The organism is Pseudomonas sp. B22(2017), assembly GCF_002113105.1.
Taxonomy (GTDB): domain Bacteria; phylum Pseudomonadota; class Gammaproteobacteria; order Pseudomonadales; family Pseudomonadaceae; genus Aquipseudomonas; species Aquipseudomonas asiatica.
The window spans coordinates 1-22,659 of record NZ_NEJN01000023.1; the positions used below are offsets into that span (position 1 = coordinate 1).

Consider the following 22,659-nt stretch of genomic DNA (forward strand, 5'->3'; position numbering starts at 1 on the left):
TACGGGTTCTTCCGTACGGCGTTGATGATGCTGGGTAGCAAGATTGGCCGGGGTACCGAGCCGCGCCTGAAACTGCACTGACAGGCACTTGCTCCTACAAGGGGTTTTGTTGCTGTGCGGAGCAGGCAAAAAAAGGGCATCTCATGCGAGATGCCCTTTTTTTCATGGTGGGTCGTGTAGGATTCGAACCTACGACCAATTGGTTAAAAGCCAACTGCTCTACCAACTGAGCTAACGACCCGGAAATGGTCGGGGTGAGGGGATTCGAACTCCTGACATCCTGCTCCCAAAGCAGGCGCGCTACCGGACTGCGCTACACCCCGTGATACTTAAAGAAAAAGGGCATCTCGCTTGAGATGCCCTTTTTACATGGTGGGTCGTGTAGGATTCGAACCTACGACCAATTGGTTAAAAGCCAACTGCTCTACCAACTGAGCTAACGACCCGGAAAATGGTCGGGGTGAGGGGATTCGAACTCCTGACATCCTGCTCCCAAAGCAGGCGCGCTACCGGACTGCGCTACACCCCGAGATTGGCTCCGCGACCTGGACTCGAACCAGGGACCCAATGATTAACAGTCATTTGCTCTACCGACTGAGCTATCGCGGAACTGAACTTCGGCACATCTTTACAGCTTCGAAGCTTGTGTTAGCTTCGGTCTCTTTGGCTATCCGCTTTCGCGTTGCAGCTGCTGAGGCCGGCTATTCTACATTCTTCGTTTTGCTTGTCAACCACTTTTTTTCATTCAACTTACTGATTTGTAAGTTGTTTTGCGGTCACCGATGTTGCTGGTGGTTCGCTTAGTGCCTGACAACGCGGCGTATATTAGGGGCACCCGATTTTAGATGCAAGCAAAAATTTCAAAAATTTCAGCTAGTTATCCAGGAAGCCGGAAAGGCCCGGATTTGCTGGGGCTGTGAGGGCCCCTTCGCGGGCATGCCCGCTCCCACAGGTACGGCACCGGTCCTCGGAATGTGTGTGAGGCCTGGGAGATACAGACAAAAAAAAAGCCCCGCAGATGCGGGGCTCATGATGAAGCAAATCAGCCAAAGACGATTTCGTCGCCTTCCACCTTGGCGGTAATCGCCGTCCCCGGCATGAACTTGCCTGCCAGGATCAACTGCGCCAACGGGTTTTCGATCCAACGCTGGATCGCGCGCTTCAGCGGCCGTGCGCCGTACACCGGGTCGTAACCCACGGCAATCAGCTTGTCCAATGCCTCCGGGCTCAGGCTCAGCGACAGTTCGCGCTCCAGCAGACGGCTGCGCAGGCGGCCCAGCTGGATTTCGGTAATACCGGCAATCTGCTCGCGGCCCAGTGGCTCGAACACCACCACTTCGTCGATACGGTTGATGAATTCCGGACGGAAGTGCGAACCCACCGCATCCATCACCGCCGCACGCTGTGCCTCGCGGTCACCCACCAGTTCCTGGATCTGCGCCGAGCCCAGGTTGGAGGTCATCACGATCACGGTGTTGCGGAAGTCCACGGTGCGCCCGTGGCTGTCGGTCAGGCGGCCGTCTTCCAGCACCTGCAGCAGCACGTTGAACACATCCGGGTGGGCCTTCTCCACCTCATCCAGCAGCACCACCGAGTATGGCTTGCGTCGTACCGCCTCGGTCAGGTAACCGCCCTCTTCATACCCCACATAGCCTGGTGGGGCACCGATCAGCCGAGCCACGGAATGCTTCTCCATGAACTCGGACATGTCGATGCGCACCATCGCCTCTTCGGTGTCGAACAGGAACTCGGCCAGCGCCTTGCACAGCTCGGTCTTGCCCACCCCGGTCGGGCCGAGGAACAGGAACGAACCACTCGGCCGGTTCGGGTCGGACAGCCCGGCACGCGAACGGCGCACCGCGTTGGCCACGGCGGTTACCGCCTCGTTCTGGCCGATCACACGCTGGTGCAGCAGCTCTTCCATCTTCAGCAGCTTTTCACGCTCGCCTTCGAGCATCTTGGCCACCGGGATACCGGTCCACTTCGAGACCACTTCGGCAATTTCTTCCTCGGTCACCTTGTTACGCAGCAACTGGTTTTCGGTCTTGCCGTGCTGGTCGACCATCTGCAGGCTGCGCTCCAAGTCCGGGATCACCCCGTACTGCAGCTCGGCCATGCGGCTCAGGTCGCCTTTGCGACGGGCGGTCTCCAGCTCCTGACGGGCCTGCTCGATCTTTTGCTGGATCTGCGCCGAGCCCTGCACCTCAGCCTTCTCGGAGGCCCAGATTTCTTCCAGGTCGGCGTATTCACGCTCCAACCGGTCGATTTCCTCGGTCAGCTTCTCCAGGCGCTTTTTCGCCGCTTCGTCTTCTTCCTTCTTCAGCGCCTGCGACTCCACCTTCAGCTGGATCAGGCGACGGTCGAGGCGGTCGAGCACTTCCGGCTTGGAGTCGATCTCCATGCGGATGCGGCTGGCCGCTTCGTCGATCAGGTCAATGGCCTTGTCCGGCAACTGACGGTCGGTGATGTAGCGGTGGCTGAGCTTGGCCGCAGCAATGATGGCGCCGTCGGTGATGGCCACCTTGTGGTGCACTTCATAGCGCTCTTTCAGGCCACGCAGGATGGCGATGGTGTCTTCCTCGCTCGGCTCCTCGACCAACACCTTCTGGAAGCGGCGCTCCAGGGCAGCATCCTTCTCGATGAACTGGCGGTACTCGTTCAGCGTGGTGGCGCCAACGCAGTGCAGCTCGCCACGGGCCAGGGCCGGCTTGAGCATGTTGCCGGCGTCCATGGCGCCCTCGCCCTTGCCGGCGCCGACCATGGTGTGCAGTTCGTCGATGAACAGGATGATCTGGCCTTCCTGCTTGGACAGCTCGTTCAGCAGGCCTTTGAGGCGTTCTTCGAACTCGCCGCGGTACTTGGCACCGGCAATCAGCGCGCCCATGTCCAGCGCCAGCAGGCGCTTGCCCTTCAGGCCGTCCGGCACTTCACCATTGATGATGCGCTGGGCCAGGCCTTCGGCGATGGCGGTTTTACCTACGCCAGGCTCACCGATCAGCACCGGGTTGTTCTTGGTACGGCGTTGCAGCACCTGTACGGTACGGCGAATTTCGTCGTCACGGCCAATCACCGGGTCCAGCTTGCCTTCTTCGGCACGCTTGGTCAGGTCGACGGTGTACTTGTCCAGCGCCTGGCGCGATTCCTCGGCGTTGGCGTCATTGACCGCCGCACCGCCGCGCAGGTTGTTGATGGCGTTTTCCAGGGCCTTCTTGCTCACGCCCTGGCTCAACAACAGCTTGCCGAGCTTGCTGTTCTCGTCCATGGCAGCCAGCAGCACAAGTTCGCTGGAAATGAACTGGTCGCCCTTCTGCTGGGCCAGGCGGTCGGCCTGGTTGAGCAGGCGCGCCAGGTCCTGCGACATGTTCACGTCGCCGGTGGGGTTCTGGATTTTCGGCAGCTGGTCGAGTTCTTTCACCAGTGCCTGGCGCAGGCTGTTGATGTCGAAGCCTACCTGCATCAGCAGCGGCTTGATCGAACCGCCCTGCTGCTCGAGCAGTGCCTGCAACAGGTGCACCGGCTCGATGGCAGGGTGATCCATGCCAACCGCCAGGGATTGGGCATCGGATATCGCAAGCTGCAGCTTGCTGGTCAAACGGTCTATTCGCATGGGGGTACCTTCCTTTTAAAGGGCAGGTCGGAGCGATGGACAGCGCCTGTTTGTGAAGAAACCTGCCTGAGATGACCTTATAGATAAGGCTGATTCTGGAAGATTCAAGCGTAGCGGGGTTGACCAGGATCAACCTGTTGGATTAGTGCTGGGCCATTCGCAGGCATGCCCGCCCCCACAAGTACTGCTCCGCTCTCAGGGCCTGTGATTATCCTGTGGGAGCGGGTTCACCCGCGAAAAGGCCGATGCAGGCTAGCGCGGTTCCAGCCACACAAGGGAAGCAAAACGCCCCCCCTGCGGAGTACGGCGATAGGAGAAGAACCGCTCATCGCTGACCGTGCACAAGCCACCGCCATGAACAGCGGTCACCCCACGCGCCGCCAAACGAATACGCGCCAGCTCATAGATGTCGGCCATCAACTTGCCCGGCCGGGCACCATCGACAAAGGCCCGGGCCGCTTCCGGGTGCACCGCCGTAAAGGCATCACGCACTTCCAGCCCCACTTCGAACGCCTGTGGGCCAATCGCCGGCCCCAGCCACACCAGCACCTCTTCGGGTGGCAGTGCCAGGCGATCCAAGGTGGCCTCCAGCACACCACCGGCCAGCCCGCGCCAGCCAGCATGCGCGGCCGCCACGCGGGTACCGGCCCGGTCGCAGAACAGCGCTGGCAGGCAATCGGCAGTCATCACGGTGCAGGCAATGCCAGGCTGGTCGGTCCAGCTGGCGTCGGCCTCGGCCACCACAGCCGGGTCGGCATTTGCCACCACCAGCCCATGCACCTGCTTGAGCCAGGCCGGCTGGATGGCGAATTCGTCGCTCAGGCGACGACGGTTTTCGGCCACCGCGGCAGGGTCGTCCCCTACATGGTCGCCAAGGTTGAAGGTTTCATAGGGCGGCAGGCTGACGCCGCCCTGGCGGGTGGTGACACAGGCGCGCACCGAGGCCGGGGCCGGCCAGTCGGGGAACAGCAGCGACTGAGTCAGGCCACTCATCCGATAAAGCTCTCGCGGTCCTGGTTCAGCAGCGACAGCAACCAGACGAAGTCATCCGGCAGCGGCGATTCCCATTCCATGCGCTCACCGGTGGTCGGGTGTACCAGCGCCAGGAAGCGTGCGTGCAGGGCCTGACGCGGGAAGGTCTTCACCGCCTCGACCATGGTCGGGCTGGCTGCCGGCGGGATGCGGAAGCGGCCGCCGTAGGTCTGGTCGCCGACCAGCGGGTAGCCGACATGAGCCATGTGCACGCGGATCTGGTGGGTACGGCCGGTTTCCAGCTTCACCCGCACATGGGTGTGCGAGCGGAAGCGCTTGAGCACACGGTAGTGGCTGATCGCAGGCTTGCCGCCGTCGGTGACTGCCATGCGCTGGCGCATGCCGCCGTGGCGGCCGATGGGCGCGTCGATCTTGCCACCGGCAGTCACCACACCAACCACGATGCATTCATAAATGCGGCTGACCGAGCGCTTTTGCAGCTGGTCGACCAGGTTGGTCTGCGCCTGCAGGGTCTTGGCCACCACCATCAGGCCGGTGGTGTCCTTGTCCAGGCGGTGCACGATGCCGGCGCGCGGCACGTTGATGATGTCGGGCACATGGTGCAGCAGCGCGTTCAGCAAGGTGCCGCTGGCATGCCCGGCAGCCGGGTGCACAACCAGGCCGGCAGGCTTGTTGATCACCAGGATCTGGTCGTCTTCATAGACGATGTCCAGCGCGATGTCCTCGGCCTCCCACTCGCCCTGGGCCTCTTGCTCGGCCTCCAGGGCCAGCACGGCGCCACCATGGACGGTGTCACGCGGGCGCAGGACCGCGCCATCGACCGTCAGGCGGCCTTCTTTGATCCAGGTAGTCAGCCGCGAGCGCGAATACTCGTCGAACAATTGGGCGGCGACCTGGTCGAGGCGTTGACCGCCCAGTTCGGACGGGACCTCTGCGCTAAGTTGAATGATCTCGGACATGCTCGATTCGGCGGGCGCACAGCCTTTGGTTTCGGCTGCGAGCTTGTGGTTAAATACGGCTTCTTTTGTCCCGGGGTTGGCCGGGGCGCTCATCATAACAGGACGGCACCGCCCAAGACAGCGGCCGTCAAAGGGACGCAAGCCGCCATGCAAGTGAAACACCTGCTGCTGATCGCCATCCTCGGGCTCACCGCGGCCTGTTCCTCCAATAAGGAAGTGATCGACGAGAACCTCAGCGAGGCCGAGCTGTATCAGCAGGCGCAAGCTGACCTGGACAACTCCAGCTACACCAGCGCCGTGAACAAGCTCAAGGCCCTAGAGTCGCGCTACCCGTTCGGCCGCTATGCCGACCAGGCGCAGCTCGAGCTGATCTACGCCAACTACAAGAACTCCGAGCCCGAGGCTGCCAAGTCGGCTGCCGAGCGCTTCATCCGCCTGCACCCGCAGCACCCGAACGTCGACTACGCCTACTACCTCAAGGGCCTGACCTCGTTCGACCAGGACCGTGGCCTGGTGGCGCGCTTCCTGCCGCTGGACATGACCAAGCGTGACCCGGGTGCTGCCCGCGACTCGTACAACGAGTTCGCCCAGCTGACCAGCCGCTTCCCCAACAGCCGCTACGCGCCCGACGCCAAGCAGCGCATGATCTACCTGCGCAACCTGCTGGCCTCGTACGAAATCCATGTGGCCGACTACTACCTGAGCCGCCAGGCCTATGTAGCCGCCGCCAACCGTGGCCGCTACGTGGTGGAGAACTTCCAGGAAACCCCATCGGTCGGCGACGGCCTGGCGGTGATGGTCGAGGCGTACCAGAAGATGCACCTGGACGAACTGGCCGCCACCAGCCTGGAAACCCTCAAACTCAACTACCCGGACCACCCGAGCCTGGTAGATGGCGAGTTCCAGCCAAAGCAGACCGAGTCTGACGGCCGCGGCTGGCTGTCCAAAGCGACCCTGGGCCTGATCGAGACCGACACCCCGCTGCCGCCGGGTGAAACCCGCGCGAACCAGGACGTGGTCAAGCAGTTCCAGGACGCACGTGACGAGATGCCGCGTGAGCTGCTGCCAACCGACGAGAACGGTGATCCGATCGTGCCGGAAGGGCCGAAGGAAGCCGAGAAGGACCGTTCCTGGTTCAGCTACATGACCTTTGGTCTGTTCGACTGATACGTAGCGGTACATGAAAGGGAGGCCCTGGGCCTCCCTTTTTTATTGGCCGCGTCCTAGACTGTCGGCTTCTTCAACCGACAAGCTGGACACCATGGTTCGCCTACTTTTCTGGATCGCCCTGATCGCCGCCGCGTTCTGGCTGTGGCGCAAGTTCAAAGCCAGCCAACAGTCGCACCCCGAGGCGAAGCTGGATGCGCCGCTGCAGATGGTGCGCTGCGCCCATTGCGGCGTGCACCTGCCCAATGACCGGGCGCTGCAGCAGGGTAACGAGTGGTATTGCAGCCAGGCACACCTGCAGCAAGGGCCGGGGCAATCCCGTTAGAAACTGGGGCTGCCTTGCAGCCCTTTCGCGACACAAGGCCGCTCCCACAGGGAATACGCAGCCCCTGTAGGAGCGGCCCCGGCAATCTCAGCTCAACCGCCCGGCTGGCGCATACGGCGCCGGGTCAATGATCGGCTCTGCCCCGGTCAACAGGTCGGTAAACAGCTGGCACGAAGCCGGCGCCAGCACCAGCCCGTTGCGGTAATGCCCGCAGTTCAACCACAACCCCGCATGCCCCGGCACCGGCCCGATATACGGAATACCTTCCGGCGACCCCGGCCGCAGCCCGGCCCAGTGCGCCACCACCGTGGCCCCCTCGAGCTCAGGCAGCAACTCCACCGCCGAGGCCTTCAGGCTCTCCAACGCCTCCTCGGTCGGGGTCTTGTCGTACCCGGCATGCTCCAGCGTGCTACCCACCAGAATATGCCCGTCACGCCGCGGGATCGCATAGCGCCCCTTGGCCAGCACCATGCTCGGCAGGAAGTCTTCGGCACATTTGAACAAAATCATCTGGCCCTTCACCGGCTCCACCGGCAGTTCCAGGCCGAGCGTACGCAGCAGGTCGCCACTCCACGCGCCAGCACTGAGCACCACCTCATCCGCCGCCAGAACGCCGTCTGCCGTCTGCACCCCGGTCACGCGACCGCCTTGCTGGACAAAACCGGTAACCTGGCAGTGCTCACGCAAGGTCACGTTGGGCAACGCCAGCAACGCCGCCTTGAGCGACTTCACCAGGCGCGGGTTGCGCACGTTGGCCACGCCGGCCATGTAGATGGCACGCTTGAAGCCCGGGCCCAGCACCGGCACCGCGTCATAGGCCGCCGAAATATCCACGGCACTCAGCGGCCGCTGCTCACGCTCGGCCCAGGCCAGCGCTTCGGCCTCGTCGTCCAGGTCGAGCCAGTACAGGCCGGTGGTGTGCACTTCGGGGTCGACGCCGGTGCTGGCGAACAAACGCTCGCCCAGCTGTGGATAAAAGTCTTGCGACCAGTGTGCCAGGGCGGTCACGGCCGGGCTGTAGCGCCACGGGTATAGTGGCGAGACGATACCGCCGCCGGCCCAGGACGATTCGCGGCCGACTTCACCCTGATCACACACCACCACCTGCCCGACCTTCGCCGCCAGGTTGAATGCCGTCAGCAGGCCGATCACCCCGCCACCGACCACCACTACTTGCTTGCTCATCTGTCGATCCAACACCTGAAGTAAATCCGCGATGCACCGGGCATCATTCAATCTTCAGCTTCCCCAGCAGTGCACGCTGCCTTCGACGGCACCCGGATTGCGCTGCACGCCGGCCTGGTCGAGCTGGAAATCGCCACAGCGGTCCTGCGCCATCAGCCCGCTCGGCAGCCGCCGGGCGCGCAGCGTGAAGGTGTCGCTGTCGCGCTGGGCCTGCAGGCTGTAATAGCGGGTACCGTCGGGCAAGGCAGGGTCGCCCTCGGCGTATTGGCCAGTGCGTACGCGGTGGCGCTCCAGGCGCAGGGCGGCGTCATGCAGCAGGCCAACCACTTCGCTGCGCGCGGCTCGCCGTAGCTGGTCGCTGTAACTGGGGTAGGCAATGGCTGCCAGAATGCCGGTCACGGCCAGCACAATCAACAACTCGATCAGGCTCAAGCCTTGCTGCATGTCAGTCTCCTCGCAATCTCTGCCGCCAGGCAATGCGCCGGGTTGTGTCGCCGGCCATGGCGTAGACCGCTTCCAGCACATGCCGTGACTGGGTTTGCAGGCTGACGGCGGTGACGCGGTACAGGGTGACCTGCTGCCCTTCCGGCATATGCGCCGCGTGTTCGCTGGTACCCAGATTCTGCAAATGGAAATAGCCGGTTCGCGTGCGCTGCCACTGCCCGCTCAGGTCATGCGGTCGAGCGGGTGGCGGGCACGCCTCGCAAGGGTCGGGGGGAGCCCGCTCGAGCTCGCCTGCCCCTGCCAGCAGCGTGGCCTCGGCCTGCTCCAGCGCCAGCAGGCCTTCGCTCAGATAGCCGGTCATTCGCGTTTGCGCCAGCGCATCACGCAGGGCAGACGCCGCAAGCAGCCCAAGCAGCAGGCTCAGGACCAAAGCCAACAACAGGACTATGCCACGCTGACGATTCATGGGTTCGGCACCGGGTTGCGGATTGCGACGCTCAGTTCATGGTGCTGTTCAAGTTCGAGCGTGGGTTCGTAAAGCGTCAGGGCAATATCCACCCCCTCACCCTGTGCCATTTGCACACGCTGCAAACGCATTGACCGCACATTTTCAACCAGCGGCTGGAAGTTGCTTTTGTTGCGTTTGAATTTCAGCGTATTGCCCTGGAGTTGGTAGACATATCTGCTGATGGGGTAAACCTGCGGGTAGCCCTCCTTCAACTCATCGTCCACAGACACTTTGCTAGTACAGTCCGTGTGCAGGAACCACTGCGGGCCCCCGGCTTGCCCAGGTAACTCCGCAACGACCAGGCTAAGGGTGGATGCTTCGACTTCCATCGGCCGGGCGAATGCGTGCTCTGCGCTCGAACTGCCGAAGTGCTTTGGCCGCAGTCGCAGGCAGCCAAACATCCCGGTCATGCGGATATCCTGGGCCATTCGCAGCAATGCCAGGCGTGCCTCATCCTGCATGCGTACTGCCGTGCTTTGCAGCCGCCAGGTATGGTGGGCCGAGGCGAATAGCTGGCTGGCCGCCGCCAACAGCAGCAACCCGATGGTCAGCGCCAGCATCACCTCAAGCAAGCCGAAACCACGCTGGCCCCGACTCATGGCCGCCCCCTTTCCTGCTCACTGTGCGCCGCCATTGCCGCCTTCCCATCGCGGCGCGCGTCCTCCGCAGCCTGCAATGCCTGCAGTTGCAGGCCTGCCGCTGCGAACATACCCACAGCCACCACTACCACCGCCAATAACACTTCCAGAAGCGTCATGCCCCGCTGTCTTGCGTGCATCCCTGCACCTCCTGCGACTTTTCCTGCAATTGCATTGAACCCGGGCGACTGGACCGCCGGTCCAACGACCGTGAAGCTACAGCCAAGCACTTCCAGGGAGGAATGCACGGTGAAGCAACGAGGTGTAACACTGATTCAAATGTTGTCGGCCCTGGCAGTGGCCGTGTTGCTGACACAGCTCGGCATGCCGGCCTACGCCAGATTGAGCGACGACTTACACAGGGCGGCAGCTGCGCGTGACTTGGCGCAGGCGCTGCGCAGTGCGCGCAGCCATGCCATGTTGCAAAGCCAGCCGGTGTTGGTGCAGGCGTTGGACGGTAACTGGGGGAATGGTTGGCAGGTGATGCTGGAGCATAACGGGCAGGTGCTGCGCGAGCAGCGTCTTTCACGGCCGCTGAAGATCACGAGCAATCGCGGTGAGCAGCTGAAATTCAGTGCGCAGGGTGTTCCGCTTGGGGCCAACGGTAATTGGTTAGGTTCAACGATGGAGATTTGCGAGCGCTTGACCGCAACTAGCCAGTATCAAGTTGTGATGGCATCGACTGGCAGGGTCAACGTACAGATGGGAGAGCCAAAAAAATCCCGATGCAAAGACACCTCCAGCTAGCATACGTGATCGTTGTGGGAGCGGCCCTTTCGCGACACAAGGCCGCTCCCACATAAAACAGCACCAGGTGGGTGCCGTTTCAGATCAGCGACCGAACCCGCAGTTCCTTGGGCATGGAGAAGGTGATGTTCTCCTCCCGCCCATCCAGCTCTTCAGCACCGGTGGCGCCCCAGGCCTTGAGCTGCTCGATCACGCCACGCACCAGCACTTCGGGAGCCGAAGCGCCAGCGGTGATGCCGACCCGCGCCGTCTGGTCGAACCAGCCACGCTGCAGGTCCTCGGCACCGTCGATCAGGTAGGCCGGGGTGCCCATGCGCTCGGCCAGCTCGCGCAGGCGGTTGGAGTTGGAGCTGTTCGGGCTGCCGACCACCAGTACCACGTCGCACTCGTCCGCCAGTTGCTTGACCGCGTCCTGGCGGTTCTGGGTGGCGTAGCAGATGTCGTCCTTGCGCGGGCCGCCAATGTTCGGGAAGCGCGCACGCAGGGCGTCGATCACACGACTGGTGTCGTCCATCGACAGTGTGGTCTGGGTGACGAACGCCAGGTGGTCCGGGTCCTTCACCTGCAGGTTGGCAACATCCTCCTCGTCTTCGACGAGGTAGATGGCGCCACCGTTGCTGGCGTCGTACTGGCCCATGGTGCCTTCGACCTCCGGATGCCCTTCGTGGCCGATGAGAATGCACTCACGGCCGTCGCGGCTGTACTTGGCCACTTCGATGTGCACCTTGGTCACCAGCGGGCAGGTGGCATCGAACACTTTCAGGCCACGGCCAGCAGCTTCCTGGCGCACGGCCTGGGAAACACCGTGGGCACTGAAGATGACGATGACGTCGTCCGGTACCTGGTCCAGCTCTTCGACGAAGATGGCGCCACGGTTGCGCAGGTCTTCCACCACGAACTTGTTGTGCACCACTTCGTGACGCACATAGATCGGCGGGCCGAAGACTTCCAGCGCGCGGTTGACGATCTCGATCGCCCGGTCGACCCCCGCGCAGAAGCCGCGAGGGTTGGCGAGTTTGATTTGCATGCTCGGCTCCAGGCTTACAGGGCCTTCACCTCGAGGATCTCCACCTCGAAGGTCAGGGTCTTGCCAGCCAATGGGTGATTGAAGTCGATGGTCACCTGCTCGTCATCGAACGCTTTGACCACACCCGGCAGCTCGGTGTTGGCGGCGTCGTTGAAGATGATCAACAGCCCTTCGGACAACTCCATGCCCTCGAACTGGGACCGCGGCATGACTTGCACGTTCTGCGGGTTTGGCTGGCCGAATGCGTTCTCCGGGGCCACCACGACGGTACGCTTGTCGCCGCCCTTGAAGCCGAACAGGGCGTTCTCGAACCCTGGCAGCAGGTTGCCATCGCCAACCTTGAAGGTGGCCGGGGCCTTGTCGAACGTGCTGTCGACGGTGTCGCCGTTTTCCAGGTGCAGCGCGAAGTGCAGGGTGACTTCGGTGTTCTGGCCGATACGGGTGTCAGTCATGGACCGGATCCTCGGACTTCTTGCTCTTGAACATATCCAGCGCCAGCATCACCGCACCAACGGTGATGGCGCTGTCGGCCAGGTTGAAGGCCGGGAAGTAATGGCGGTTCTGCCAGTGCACCAGGATGAAGTCGACCACGTGGCCGAGCACGACGCGGTCGTACAGGTTGCCGATCGCGCCACCCAGCACCAGCGCCAGCGCCACGGCCAGCCAGGTCTCGTTGCGCCCCAGGCGCTTGAGCCACACTACCAGCACGGCACTGACCACCACGGCGATCAGGGCGAACAGCCAGCGCTGCCAGCCGGAGCTTTCAGCCAGGAAGCTGAACGCCGCGCCGGTGTTGTAGGCCAGGGTCCAGCTGAAGTAGTCAGGGATGACGACAACCTGCTGGTACATGGTCAGGGCATTGTTGAAATACAGCTTGGTGGCCTGGTCGAGGACCAGTACCACCAGGCTCAGCCAAAGCCATGCAAGGCGCCCGAAGCGCCCCGCTACAGGGTTAGGCATAGTGGCGCACCTCGCCGGAACCGCTCAGGTTGTCGACGCAACGGCCGCAGATTTCCGGGTGCTCCGGGTGGCTGCCGACGTCGGCGCGGAAGTGCCAGCAACGGCCGCACTTGGTGTGGCCGGACTTGACCACTTGCAGCTTGAGGCCTTCGACTTCAGTGGCCACCGCTTCGGCCGGCGCTTGCGCGAATGGCACCACGCTGGCAGCCGAGGTGATCAGCACGAAGCGCAGTTCGTCGCCCAGCTTGCCCAGGTCGGCGCTCAGGCCTTCGTCGGCGTACAGGGTGACTTCGGCCTGCAGGTTGCCGCCGATGACCTTGGCGGTACGCTGGTTTTCCAGCTCCTTGTTGACCGATGCCTTGACGGCCATTACGCGGTCCCAGTAGGCGCGGTCCAGTTCGGTACCTTCCGGCAGCTCGCTCAGGCCTTCGTACCAACCGTTGAGCATTACCGACTCGTTGCGCTCGCCTGGCAGGTACTGCCAGATTTCGTCGGCGGTAAACGCCAGGATCGGCGCGATCCAGCGCACCAGCGCCTCGCTGATGTGGTAGAGCGCGGTCTGGCAGGAGCGGCGAGCGACACTGTTGGCGCCGGTGGTGTACTGGCGGTCCTTGATGATGTCGAGGTAGAAGCCGCCCAGTTCCTGCACGCAGAAGTTGTGCACCTTGGAGTAGACGTTCCAGAAACGGTACTCGCTGTAGTGCTCTTCCAGCTCGCGTTGCAGCAGCAGGGTGCGGTCAACCGCCCAGCGGTCCAGCGCCAGCATGTCTTCCGGGGCCAGCAAGTCGCGGGCCGGGTCGAAGCCGGACAGGTTGGAGAGCAGGAAGCGTGCAGTGTTGCGGATACGGCGGTAGGCGTCGGCGCTGCGCTGCAGGATCTGCTCGGAAACGGCCATTTCACCGGAATAGTCGGTAGCGGCAACCCACAGGCGCAGGATATCGGCACCCAGAGTGTTGTTGACCTTCTCCGGCTCGATGGTGTTGCCCAGCGACTTGGACATCTTGCGGCCGTTCTCGTCCACGGTGAAGCCGTGGGTCAGCAGCTCGCGGTACGGCGCGTGGCCGTCGATGGCGCAACCGGTCAGCAAGGACGAGTGGAACCAGCCGCGGTGCTGGTCGGAACCTTCCAGGTACAGGTCGGCACGCGGGCCGGTGGCGTGGCCGATGTCATGCGAGCCACGCAGCACGTGCCAGTGGGTGGTACCCGAGTCGAACCACACGTCGAGGGTGTCGGTGATCTTGTCGTACTGCTCGGCTTCAGCGCCCAGCAGTTCGGCGGCGTCCAGCTTGAACCAGGCCTCGATGCCTTCCTGTTCGACGCGCTTGGCCACTGCCTCCATCAGCTCGACGGTGCGTGGGTGCAGCTCGCCGGTCTGCTTGTGCAGGAAGAACGGGATCGGTACACCCCAGTTGCGCTGACGGGAGATGCACCAGTCCGGGCGGTTGGCGATCATCGAATGCAGGCGCGCCTGGCCCCAGGCCGGGACGAACTTGGTGTCTTCGATGGCTTTAAGTGCGCGCTCACGCAGCGGCTCGCCGGTGGTCGGCTGCTTGTCCATACCCACGAACCACTGCGCGGTAGCGCGGTAGATCAGCGGGGTCTTGTGGCGCCAGCAGTGCATGTAGCTGTGGCTGATGGTTTCGGTGTGCATCAGCGCGCCGACTTCGCTCAGCTTCTCGACGATGGCCGGGTTGGCCTTCCAGATGAACTGGCCGCCGAAGAATGGCAGCGAGTCCACATACACGCCGTTGCTCTGCACCGGGGTGAGGATGTCGTCGTTGACCATGCCGTAACGCTTGCAGGTGACGAAGTCGTCTTCACCGTAGGCTGGCGAGGAGTGCACCACGCCGGTACCAGCGCCCAGCTCGACGTAGTCAGCCAGGTAGATTGGCGACAGGCGGTCATAGAACGGGTGGCGGAAGTTGATCAGTTCCAGTGCCGAACCCTGGGCGGTGGCAATGACCGAGCCTTCCAGGCTGTAGCGCTTGAGGCACGACTCGACCAGCTCCTCGGCCAGAACCAGCAGACGCTCGCCGGTGTCGACCAGGGCGTACTTGAACTCCGGGTGGATGTTCAGCGCCTGGTTGGCCGGGATAGTCCACGGGGTGGTGGTCCAGATCACGATGGCAGCCGGCTTGGCCAGCGAAGCCAGACCGAAGGCAGCAGCCAGCTTGGCGTCATCGGCTACCGGGAAGGCAACGTCGATGGTCTGCGATTTCTTGTCGGCGTACTCGACTTCGGCCTCGGCCAGGGCCGAACCGCAATCGAAGCACCAGTTCACAGGCTTCAGGCCCTTGAACACGAAGCCTTGCTTGACCATCTCGGCCAGGGCGCGGATTTCGCCGGCCTCGTTGGCAAAGTTCATGGTCTTGTACGGGTTGTCCCAGTCGCCCAGCACGCCCAGGCGGATGAACTCGGTCTTCTGCCCTTCGATCTGCTCGGCGGCGTACTCGCGGCACAGCTCGCGGGTGCGGTCGGCGGACAGATGCTTGCCGTGGGTGACCTCGACCTTGTGCTCGATCGGCAGGCCATGGCAGTCCCAGCCCGGCACATACGGCGCATCGAAGCCGGCCAGGGTCTTGGAACGGACGATCATGTCCTTGAGGATCTTGTTCAGCGCATGACCGATATGAATCTTGCCGTTGGCATAGGGCGGGCCGTCGTGCAGGACGAACTTGGGACGATCCTTGCCAATTTCGCGCAGCTTCTGGTACAGGCCAATGCTGTCCCAGCGCTGCAGGATCTGCGGTTCGCGCTGAGGCAGGCCGGCCTTCATGGGGAAGGCGGTGTCCGGAAGGTTAAGCGTGGCTTTGTAGTCGGTCATTTCAGGCTCTTCGTTAGCGGTTGAGCGTGCCAATGTGCACGTGCGGCGGCGATATCCGCATCGATCGCCGACTTCAGCGCCTCCAGGGAGGCGAATCGCTGCTCTTCACGCAGCTTGTGGTGGAACTCCACCGTCAGGCGCCGGCCGTAAAGGTCGCCGGCATAGTCCAGCAGATGAATCTCCAGGTGCGGGCGCCCGTCACCGGCAACGGTGGGGCGCACGCCGATATTGCCGACACCCGGCCAGGCCTTGCCGTCGATTTCGATGCTGGCCAGGTAGACCCCGGACAGCGGCACGCGGCGGCGCTTGAGCTGGATGTTGGCGGTAGGTGTGCCGAGCTGGCGGGCCAGCTTCTGGCCATGCAGCACGCGGCCGCTGATGCGGTATGGGCGGCCCAGCAGGTGCTCGGCCAGCTCGAAGTTGCCTTCGGACAGGGCCTTGCGCACTTCGGTGCTGCTGACCCGCAGGCCGTCCTGGATCACCGTGTTGGCAGCCTCGACGGTGAAGCCGTACAGCTTGCCGGCCTCGACCAGGAAGGCGAAGTCGCCGGCGCGGTCGCAGCCGAAGCGGAAGTCATCGCCCACTTCGAGGTGGCGTACACCCAGGCCGTCGACCAGGATGGCCTTGACGAAGGCATCGGCGCTGAGATTGCTCAGGCGCTGGTTGAATGCCAGGCACAGCACCCGGTCGATACCCTCGGCCGCCAGCAGCTCGATCTTGTCGCGCAGCCGGGCCAGGCGGGCCGGCGCGGTGTCGGGGGCGAAGTACTCGCGTGGTTGCGGTTCGAAGATGACCACGCAGGTCGGCAGGCCCAAGGCCTGGCCGCGCTCGCGCAGGCGCGCCAGGATAGCCTGGTGGCCGCGGTGAACCCCGTCGAAGTTGCCAATGGTGGCGACACAGCCCCGGTGCTCGGGGCGCAGGTTGTGAAGACCTCGAACCAGCTGCATAACGCGCTTCTTGCTCATAAAGTGGCCGATTATAACCACACCCGGGCGCCGGTGACAGGCAGCAGCGCCCAAGGGCGGCGTGGAATGCGAAAAACCGACGCCTGACCCGCCCGATGCCTCAGTGCAAGGCCTTGCGGGCGAAATGCCGAGGCCGGAAGCCGCACAGGTACAGGCAGCCGAAATAGGTCACGACGCCCGCCAGTACCAGAGCCACCAGGCGCACCAGGCGCTCGAGCATGTTGCCCTGTTCCCAGGCTGGCAGATAATGCATGCCGGCCAGCAACACCGCCGACATCAGCCCCACCGCCAGCAACAGCTTGAGCAGGAATATCGCCCAGCCTGGTTGCGGCTGAAACAGCTGCTGACTGCGCAGTTTCCAGAACAGCAGGCCGGCGTTCAGGCAGGCCCCCAGGCTGATCGCCAGGGCCAGGCCGGCATGCGCGAACGGCCCGATCAGGGCCAGGTTGAACAGTTGGGTGCAGACCAGGGTGAATACCGCGATCTTCACCGGTGTACGGATATTCTGCTGCGCATAGAAGCCCGGTGCCAGTACCTTGACCAGAATGATCGCCAGCAAGCCCACCGAATAGGCGATCAGCGCCTTCTGGGTCATGGCTGCGTCGACGGCAGTGAACTTGCCGTACTGGAACAGCGCCACGGTCAAAGGCTCGGCGAGGATGGCCAGGGCCAGGGTGCAGGGCAGCACCAGCAGGAAACACAGGCGCAGGCCCCAGTCGAGGATCCGTGAGTACTCCTCGCGGTCCTTGTTGGCGTAGGTCTTGGCCAGGGTCGGCAGCAGTATGGTGCCCAGGGCCACGCCCAGTACACCGGAAGGCAGCTCCATGAGGCGGTCGGCGTAGTACATCCACGACACCGAGCCGGCTACCAGGAAGGAGGCGAAGATGGTGTTGATGATCAGCGAGATCTGACTCACCGACACCCCGAGGATCGCTGGCAGCATCTGCTTGAGCACCCGCCACACGCCGGCATCACGCAGGTTCAGGCGTGGCAGCACGAGCATGCCGATCTTCTTCAGCGCTGGCAGCTGGTACAGCAACTGTGCCAGGCCACCGGCCAGCACGCCCCATGCCAGGGCCATGATGGGCGGGTCGAAATACGGCGTAAGCAGCACGGCGAAGGCAATCATCGCCACATTCAGCAAGGTCGGGGTAAAGGCCGGCACCGAGAAACGGTTCCAGGTATTGAGGATTGCCCCGGCCAGGGAGGACAGCGAGATCAGCAATATATAAGGAAAAGTCACCCGCAACAGGGCGGTGGTCAGTTCGTACTTTTCGGCACTGTCGACAAAGCCTGGGGCGGTCGCCCACACCACCCATGGCGCCGCCAGGATGCCGATGGCGGTCACCAGCGCCAGAACCAAGGTCAGCAGGCCACTGACATAGGCGACGAAGGTGCGGGTCGCCTCCTCGCCTTGCTGGGTCTTGTATTCGGCCAGGATCGGCACGAAGGCCTGGGAAAACGCGCCCTCGGCGAAGATGCGCCGCAGCAGGTTGGGCAGCTTGAAGGCGATGAAGAAAGCATCGGTGGCGATGCCGGCGCCGAAAACACGCGCCAGGATGGTGTCGCGGACAAAGCCTAGCACCCGGGAAATCATGGTGATCGAGCTTACCGCAGCCAGGGATTTGAGCAGGTTCATCGAAAAGATTCACGCCAAGGGCAGAGGACGCTGCCAGACAGCGTCCGAATGTGCGATACTCCCGCGCCTTCGCAGGGGAGCCAAAAATTCCCGAGTTTACAGGTCGCGCAGCAGAAAGGAATATTTCCCTCTTGTTGGCGCACCGCTCGGCGGAACCTTGCAGGTGGCCTTGACATCCGTTCGACTGATCGGCATGATTCGCGGCCTATTTTGTTTGCTATTTACCTAAAGTCTTTCGAGGAGCTCGACGGTGGCCAACACACCTTCCGCCAAGAAACGTGCAAAACAGGCTGAGAAGCGTCGCAGCCACAACGCCAGCCTGCGTTCCATGGTCCGTACCTACATCAAGAATGTAGTTAAAGCCATCGACGCAAAAGACGCCGAAAAAGCGCAAGCCGCTTACGTTCTGGCTGTGCCTGTAATCGACCGTATGGCCGACAAGGGCATCATCCACAAGAACAAGGCTGCTCGTCACAAAGGCCGTCTGAATGGCCACATCAAGGCGCTGAAAGAAGCTGCAGCTGCCTAAGCGACGCGCTAGTCGAAAAACCGACCCTAGGGTCGGTTTTTTGTTGCCTGCGATTTGTGCAAGCATCCCGCCCAGTTGATTACGATCGGCTTTTTGTAGGAGCAGCCTTGTGCTGCGAATGGGCTGCATAGCAGCCCCAGGCTTCAGCTGGCAGCGGACATTGTCGGGGCTGCTACGCAGCCCATTCGCAGCACAAGGCTGCTCCTACGGAAAAGCGCAAGGCTGCACTTGGCAGCCCTGCCTCCACATCACTTGGCAATCTGAATCTTCGGCGCCCACTGCAGCCATTCATCCTCGGCCTTGTCGAACAAGGCGAACGTCTGCTGCGGCCGTGCCGGGTTGCCCATCTGCTCGCCATCCGGCGTGGCGAAGGCGATACCGCCGTCGATCATGGTCTCCACCGACTCGGTACGCACCGTAACCCCCTTGACCAGCCCCCAGTCGAAACCGAAGCCGCTGCTGTTCCAGAAGCGGCTGCCGCTGCGCACCAGGGCCGCATAGCGCGGTTCGATCAGGATATGGATCAACACGCGGTCAGCGCTCTGGCCCAGCTCGAAGCCCGTCACCTTGCCCACCGCAACCTCACGGTAGGTCACCGGCACGCCCGGCTTGATCGAGCCACGGCGCGGAGCGCTCAGCGTCAACGGCAGCCCGACTTCAGGCCCTGCCACCTGCGGGGCGTCGGCCAAGGCGATGAAATCGCGCTGCGGGCCACGGTCCTTGGCAGCCGGCTGCACTTCCAGGTACTGCCCACCCACCAGAGTGTCGAGGTTCTGCGTGCGCACCAGGCCAAAGGCTGGCTTGACCACCCAGAACTGCGTACCGACGCGGGCGATACGGTCCGCCGCTTCGGTAATGCGCGCCCGCAGCAGCACCGCCTGCAGGTCATCGGTCAGGTCGACGCTCTCGATGCTGCCCACATCCAGGCCACGGAAGCGGATCGCCGTGCCTGGCTTGAGGCCGTCAGCACGGTCCACACGAATGGTGATCAACGTTCCTGCGCGGTTGACCGCCTCCTGGCTGTCATGCAGGCGGAAGCGTGGGATGTGGCGTTTGAGCGGCACATCGGGCCGTGGCGTGTCGAACGCGATACCACCGGCCATCAGGGTTTGCAGTGATTCACTCTTGATCTTGATGCCCGACAGGCCGCCCGTCAGGGTGATGCCACTGACATTCCAGAAGCGTGACGAACCGTTGACCAGCTTTTCGTATTCCTTCTCGATATGCACACCGATCAGGATGCGGTTGCTGTTGCGGGCGAACTGGTAGCTCTGCACGCTACCCACCTTCACCTGGCGGTACATGACCGGGCTACCGACTTCCAGCGAACCCAGGGTGTCGGCGAACAGCACCATGTGCAGGCCTGGTGCCTTGAGGTCGAGCGGAGGCGCCTTGGCGCGGGCTTCGAACTCGCGCTCGGGCCGCGCGCCCTTTTCACCAGGGCGAATGGCAATGTAGTTACCCTTTACCAGCGCCTCCAGGCCAGTGATACCCGCCAGGGAAATTGACGGTTTGACCACCCAGAACTGCGTGCCCTCGACCAGGTAATCCTCGGCCAACGGGTCCAGCGTAAGCTCGGCCGAGGCACTGGCCAGGTTGTCTGCCATTGTCAGGGCTTTCAGCGAGCCTACCTGGATGCCCTTGTACATGACCGGTGTACGGCCCGCTTGCAGGCCCTCGTAATCGCTCAATTTCACCTTCACCCGGATACCGGCCTGGGCCGCATCAAAGTCCTCATACAGACGGAACGGCAGGTTCGAGTCGGTGGGTGGACTGTCCTTGCGGTGTTCCGGCGTGGCAAAGGCGATACCACCGGCGACAATGCTCGACAGCGATTCACTACGCACTTTCACGCCCGACAGCGAGGCATCGATGCTGACGCCGCTGGCATTCCAAAAACGCGTGTGCTTGCGCACCAGGCTGGCATAGGCCGGCTCGATGAAGACCTTTATCTCGACAGTGCTCTGGTCCTCGGACAGGCGGTAGCTTTTTACCCGGCCAACCTGGATCTGCTTGTAGAACACCGGGCTGTCACGGTTGAGCGACCCAAGCCGCTCAGCCTTGAGGGTAAGGTGCAGGCCCGGCTCGCTGTCCGACAGCGGCGGCGCAACCTTCAAGGCAGTAAAACGTTTGGTGCGCTCCCCCTCCCCTGGGCTGACGGCGATGTAGTTGCCTGACACCAGAGTTTCCAGGCCGGAAATACCCGCCAGGCTGACGCTCGGCTTCACCAGCCAGAAACGCGTGCCTTTGGTCAGATGCGGCTCGGCAGCCTTGTTCATCTCGATGGTGGCGATCACCCCCTGGTTCTCACCCTTGGCGTCGAGCACCAGGCTCTTGACCTTGCCAACCGGCATGCCCTTGTAGATCACCTCGGTCTTGTTGGCGACGATACCCTCACCCGACTCGAAGCGGACTTCAATTTCCACACCGGCATCACGGTAAGCCTGCCACGCAAGCCAGCCACCGATCATCAAGGCGATCAAAGGCAGGATCCATATGGCCGACCAGTTCGAGGCTGGGCGGGTTTTAGCCGTTGGCAGGTCACTCATGGTCGTCATCCGACTCCGTGTTATCCCAAATCAGTCGGGGATCGAAAGTTAAAGCGGCAAGCATTGTCAGGATCACCACAGTTGCAAAGGCGACAGCGCCCAGGTTGGCTTCGACACTGGCTATTCGGCCGAAATTCACCACCGCCACCAGGATGGCGATGACAAAGATATCGAGCATGGACCAGCGCCCAATGAATTCGATGAAGCGGTACATCAATATCCGTTGCCGTGCCGAAAGCGGCTGACGACGCTGAACGGAGTACAACAGCAAGCCGATGCCCACCAGTTTGAACGTGGGCACCAGGATACTGGCAATGAACACCACGGCAGCAATGGGCACCATGCCATGCTTGAGCAAGGTGATGACACCGGACATGATCGTGTCGGGGCTGCCTTGGCCCAGGGTGCTCACGGTCATGATCGGCAGCATGTTGGCCGGGATGTACAGGATCGACGCGGCAATCAGCAGCGCCCAGGTACGCGCGATGCTGTTCGGCCGACGGGCATGCACGATGGCACCGCAGCGTGTACAGGTTTGTGAAGTGCTGTCTGGCTGTTGCCGGTTCAGCTCGTGACATTCATTGCAGACAAGAATGCCTGCATCAATCGCCCGCATGCAGGTCCTCCCCTGATAGCGCACTCCAGATCTGGTGCGGTGACATCACCACCTCGAGCCACACCTGGATCAATAACAGGCTGATGAAGCAGAACAGCCCCAGGCCTACCGTCAGCTCGGCCAGGTCCACCAGCTTGACGATGGCTACCAGCACGCCCATGAAATAGACCTCGAGCATGCCCCAGTCACGCAAGTGGTGATAGATGCGGTAGAACAGCAGGCCGAAACTACGCCCCACGTTCAGACGGATACTCAAGAGCACGACCAGCTGACAGAGCAGTTTTGCCAAAGGGATGGCCATGCTGCACAGGAAAACCACGACGGCCACACCGCGCATTTCCGAGTTGTACAGGCCCAGCACGCCGCTCCAGACAGTATCGTCCGATGTCTGGCCAAGCAGGTGCAGCTGCATGATCGGCAGGAAATTGGCAGGCACAAACAGCAGCAAGGCGGTGAGCACCAGGGCCAGGCTGCGGTTGACCACATTGTGCCGATGGGCGTACAGCTCATAGCCGCAGCGCGGGCATTGGGCTTTCTCATCATGCTGGAGCACGGGCTTGCGCAGCAGCAGGTCACATTCATGACAGGCGACAAGCTCGTCCAACGGCAACTGGGCCAGGGTTTCAGGTTCGACAGGATTGGGCATATAGCGCTTCTGAATAGGTGCGTGGGCCTATTCTAGTGTTCTGGCTCGAATTGTGGGAGGCGACGATCGAACGGAGACCAGTGCGGGCGAGTCGAGGCGTCTAACCGCCGCGAACACCGGCGAAGCCGGTGCCATACACCGGGTAGTCTGCTTCGCGGGTGAACCGCTCCCACAGGTACTGCGTATGCCCGGGAATTTTTGCGCCACAAAGACAAAACCCCTACCTGCATGTGCAGATAGGGGTTTTGCGAAATGAATCTTGACGATGACCTACTCTCACATGGGGAAACCCCACACTACCATCGGCGATGCATCGTTTCACTGCTGAGTT

Annotated in this window: 21 protein-coding genes and 5 tRNA genes; 4 read left to right on the forward strand and 22 right to left on the reverse strand. The window is 62.5% G+C overall.

Annotated elements, in window-relative coordinates; all coding sequences use genetic code 11:
• Positions 1-165: 165 nt before the first annotated feature.
• The 8 genes from CAG18_RS25515 to rluD all read right to left on the reverse strand — a co-directional run bounded on the left by CAG18_RS25515 (position 166) and on the right by rluD (position 5,559).
• Positions 166-241, reverse strand: a tRNA-Lys gene (locus CAG18_RS25515).
• 5 nt (positions 242-246) lie between these two features.
• A tRNA-Pro gene (locus CAG18_RS25520) sits at positions 247-323 on the reverse strand.
• Positions 324-370: 47 nt separating this feature from the next.
• Positions 371-446: transfer RNA gene (locus CAG18_RS25525), tRNA-Lys, on the reverse strand.
• Positions 447-452: 6 nt separating this feature from the next.
• Positions 453-529 (reverse strand) — tRNA-Pro (locus CAG18_RS25530).
• 4 nt (positions 530-533) lie between these two features.
• Positions 534-609 (reverse strand) — tRNA-Asn (locus CAG18_RS25535).
• A gap of 433 nt (positions 610-1,042) precedes the next feature.
• Positions 1,043-3,607 carry an ATP-dependent chaperone ClpB gene (clpB, locus tag CAG18_RS25540; protein WP_015268858.1) on the reverse strand — a complete coding sequence of 855 codons (2,565 nt, stop codon included), beginning with the start codon at positions 3,605-3,607 and terminating at the stop codon, positions 1,043-1,045.
• A 252-nt stretch (positions 3,608-3,859) separates the two neighbouring features.
• Positions 3,860-4,600 (reverse strand): peptidoglycan editing factor PgeF, encoded by a 741-nt coding sequence (pgeF, locus tag CAG18_RS25545; protein WP_015268857.1) that lies wholly within the window; start codon positions 4,598-4,600, stop codon positions 3,860-3,862.
• Complete coding sequence (gene rluD / locus CAG18_RS25550; protein WP_015268856.1) at positions 4,597-5,559, reverse strand: 23S rRNA pseudouridine(1911/1915/1917) synthase RluD; 963 nt, start codon at positions 5,557-5,559, stop codon at positions 4,597-4,599. Before rluD ends, pgeF begins: the two co-directional genes overlap by 4 nt.
• 147 nt (positions 5,560-5,706) lie before the next feature.
• On the opposite strand from rluD, the gene CAG18_RS25555 reads away from it, so the two are divergent.
• Positions 5,707-6,726, forward strand: coding sequence for an outer membrane protein assembly factor BamD (locus CAG18_RS25555; protein WP_015268855.1), 1,020 nt, complete (start codon positions 5,707-5,709; stop codon positions 6,724-6,726).
• 94 nt (positions 6,727-6,820) lie between these two features.
• Entirely contained in the window at positions 6,821-7,051 is a 231-nt protein-coding gene (locus tag CAG18_RS25560; RefSeq protein WP_054573227.1) for a PP0621 family protein, read from the forward strand.
• Positions 7,052-7,138: 87 nt separating this feature from the next.
• Here CAG18_RS25560 and thiO read toward each other — a convergent pair whose 3' ends face one another.
• From thiO to CAG18_RS25585, 5 genes are read right to left on the reverse strand one after another with little or no spacing between them, the layout of a single operon-like run.
• The gene (gene thiO, locus CAG18_RS25565) at positions 7,139-8,236 is read right to left on the reverse strand and encodes a glycine oxidase ThiO (protein ID WP_085721798.1); all 1,098 of its coding nucleotides are present in this window, start codon (positions 8,234-8,236) and stop codon (positions 7,139-7,141) included.
• 54 nt (positions 8,237-8,290) lie between these two features.
• The gene (locus CAG18_RS25570; protein WP_085721799.1) at positions 8,291-8,680 is read right to left on the reverse strand and encodes a type IV pilin protein; all 390 of its coding nucleotides are present in this window, start codon (positions 8,678-8,680) and stop codon (positions 8,291-8,293) included.
• Position 8,681: 1 nt separating this feature from the next.
• Entirely contained in the window at positions 8,682-9,146 is a 465-nt protein-coding gene (locus CAG18_RS25575; RefSeq protein WP_039614945.1) for a hypothetical protein, read from the reverse strand.
• Positions 9,143-9,787, reverse strand: coding sequence for a PilW family protein (locus CAG18_RS25580; protein WP_054573226.1), 645 nt, complete (start codon positions 9,785-9,787; stop codon positions 9,143-9,145). The genes CAG18_RS25575 and CAG18_RS25580 overlap by 4 nt, the downstream gene beginning before the upstream one ends.
• Positions 9,784-9,966, reverse strand: coding sequence for a prepilin-type N-terminal cleavage/methylation domain-containing protein (locus CAG18_RS25585; protein WP_015268850.1), 183 nt, complete (start codon positions 9,964-9,966; stop codon positions 9,784-9,786). Before CAG18_RS25585 ends, CAG18_RS25580 begins: the two co-directional genes overlap by 4 nt.
• A gap of 109 nt (positions 9,967-10,075) precedes the next feature.
• On the opposite strand from CAG18_RS25585, the gene CAG18_RS25590 reads away from it, so the two are divergent.
• The gene (locus CAG18_RS25590; RefSeq protein ID WP_024086212.1) at positions 10,076-10,573 is read left to right on the forward strand and encodes a GspH/FimT family pseudopilin; all 498 of its coding nucleotides are present in this window, start codon (positions 10,076-10,078) and stop codon (positions 10,571-10,573) included.
• Positions 10,574-10,652: 79 nt separating this feature from the next.
• On the opposite strand, the gene ispH is transcribed toward CAG18_RS25590, so the two are convergent.
• From ispH to murJ, 6 genes are all read right to left on the reverse strand, one after another.
• On the reverse strand, positions 10,653-11,600 hold the full coding sequence (gene ispH / locus CAG18_RS25595) for a 4-hydroxy-3-methylbut-2-enyl diphosphate reductase (protein ID WP_013970753.1): 948 nt from the start codon (positions 11,598-11,600) through the stop codon (positions 10,653-10,655).
• A gap of 14 nt (positions 11,601-11,614) precedes the next feature.
• The gene (gene fkpB / locus CAG18_RS25600; RefSeq protein WP_085721800.1) at positions 11,615-12,052 is read right to left on the reverse strand and encodes an FKBP-type peptidyl-prolyl cis-trans isomerase; all 438 of its coding nucleotides are present in this window, start codon (positions 12,050-12,052) and stop codon (positions 11,615-11,617) included.
• Positions 12,045-12,560, reverse strand: a complete 516-nt coding sequence (gene lspA / locus CAG18_RS25605; protein ID WP_003258216.1) for a signal peptidase II — start codon at positions 12,558-12,560, stop codon at positions 12,045-12,047. Before lspA ends, fkpB begins: the two co-directional genes overlap by 8 nt.
• Positions 12,553-15,384 carry an isoleucine--tRNA ligase gene (ileS, locus tag CAG18_RS25610; protein ID WP_061552036.1) on the reverse strand — a complete coding sequence of 944 codons (2,832 nt, stop codon included), beginning with the start codon at positions 15,382-15,384 and terminating at the stop codon, positions 12,553-12,555. Before ileS ends, lspA begins: the two co-directional genes overlap by 8 nt.
• Positions 15,381-16,331, reverse strand: a complete 951-nt coding sequence (ribF, locus tag CAG18_RS25615; protein WP_085721801.1) for a bifunctional riboflavin kinase/FAD synthetase — start codon at positions 16,329-16,331, stop codon at positions 15,381-15,383. Before ribF ends, ileS begins: the two co-directional genes overlap by 4 nt.
• A 118-nt stretch (positions 16,332-16,449) precedes the next feature.
• A complete protein-coding gene (gene murJ, locus CAG18_RS25620) occupies positions 16,450-17,988 on the reverse strand; it encodes a murein biosynthesis integral membrane protein MurJ (RefSeq protein ID WP_085721802.1) in 1,539 nt (512 codons plus the stop codon).
• Positions 17,989-18,238: 250 nt separating this feature from the next.
• On the opposite strand from murJ, the gene rpsT reads away from it, so the two are divergent.
• Positions 18,239-18,517, forward strand: coding sequence for a 30S ribosomal protein S20 (rpsT, locus tag CAG18_RS25625; protein WP_003247625.1), 279 nt, complete (start codon positions 18,239-18,241; stop codon positions 18,515-18,517).
• A gap of 248 nt (positions 18,518-18,765) precedes the next feature.
• Here the strand turns inward: rpsT and CAG18_RS25630 are convergent, their stop codons facing one another.
• The 3 genes from CAG18_RS25630 to CAG18_RS25640 are packed head-to-tail and all read right to left on the reverse strand — an operon-like array spanning position 18,766 to position 22,328.
• On the reverse strand, positions 18,766-21,066 hold the full coding sequence (locus tag CAG18_RS25630; RefSeq protein WP_085721803.1) for a PqiB family protein: 2,301 nt from the start codon (positions 21,064-21,066) through the stop codon (positions 18,766-18,768).
• Positions 21,059-21,682, reverse strand: coding sequence for a paraquat-inducible protein A (locus CAG18_RS25635; protein WP_015268842.1), 624 nt, complete (start codon positions 21,680-21,682; stop codon positions 21,059-21,061). Before CAG18_RS25635 ends, CAG18_RS25630 begins: the two co-directional genes overlap by 8 nt.
• On the reverse strand, positions 21,669-22,328 hold the full coding sequence (locus CAG18_RS25640; protein WP_013970746.1) for a paraquat-inducible protein A: 660 nt from the start codon (positions 22,326-22,328) through the stop codon (positions 21,669-21,671). The genes CAG18_RS25635 and CAG18_RS25640 overlap by 14 nt, the downstream gene beginning before the upstream one ends.
• Positions 22,329-22,659: the final 331 nt, after the last annotated feature.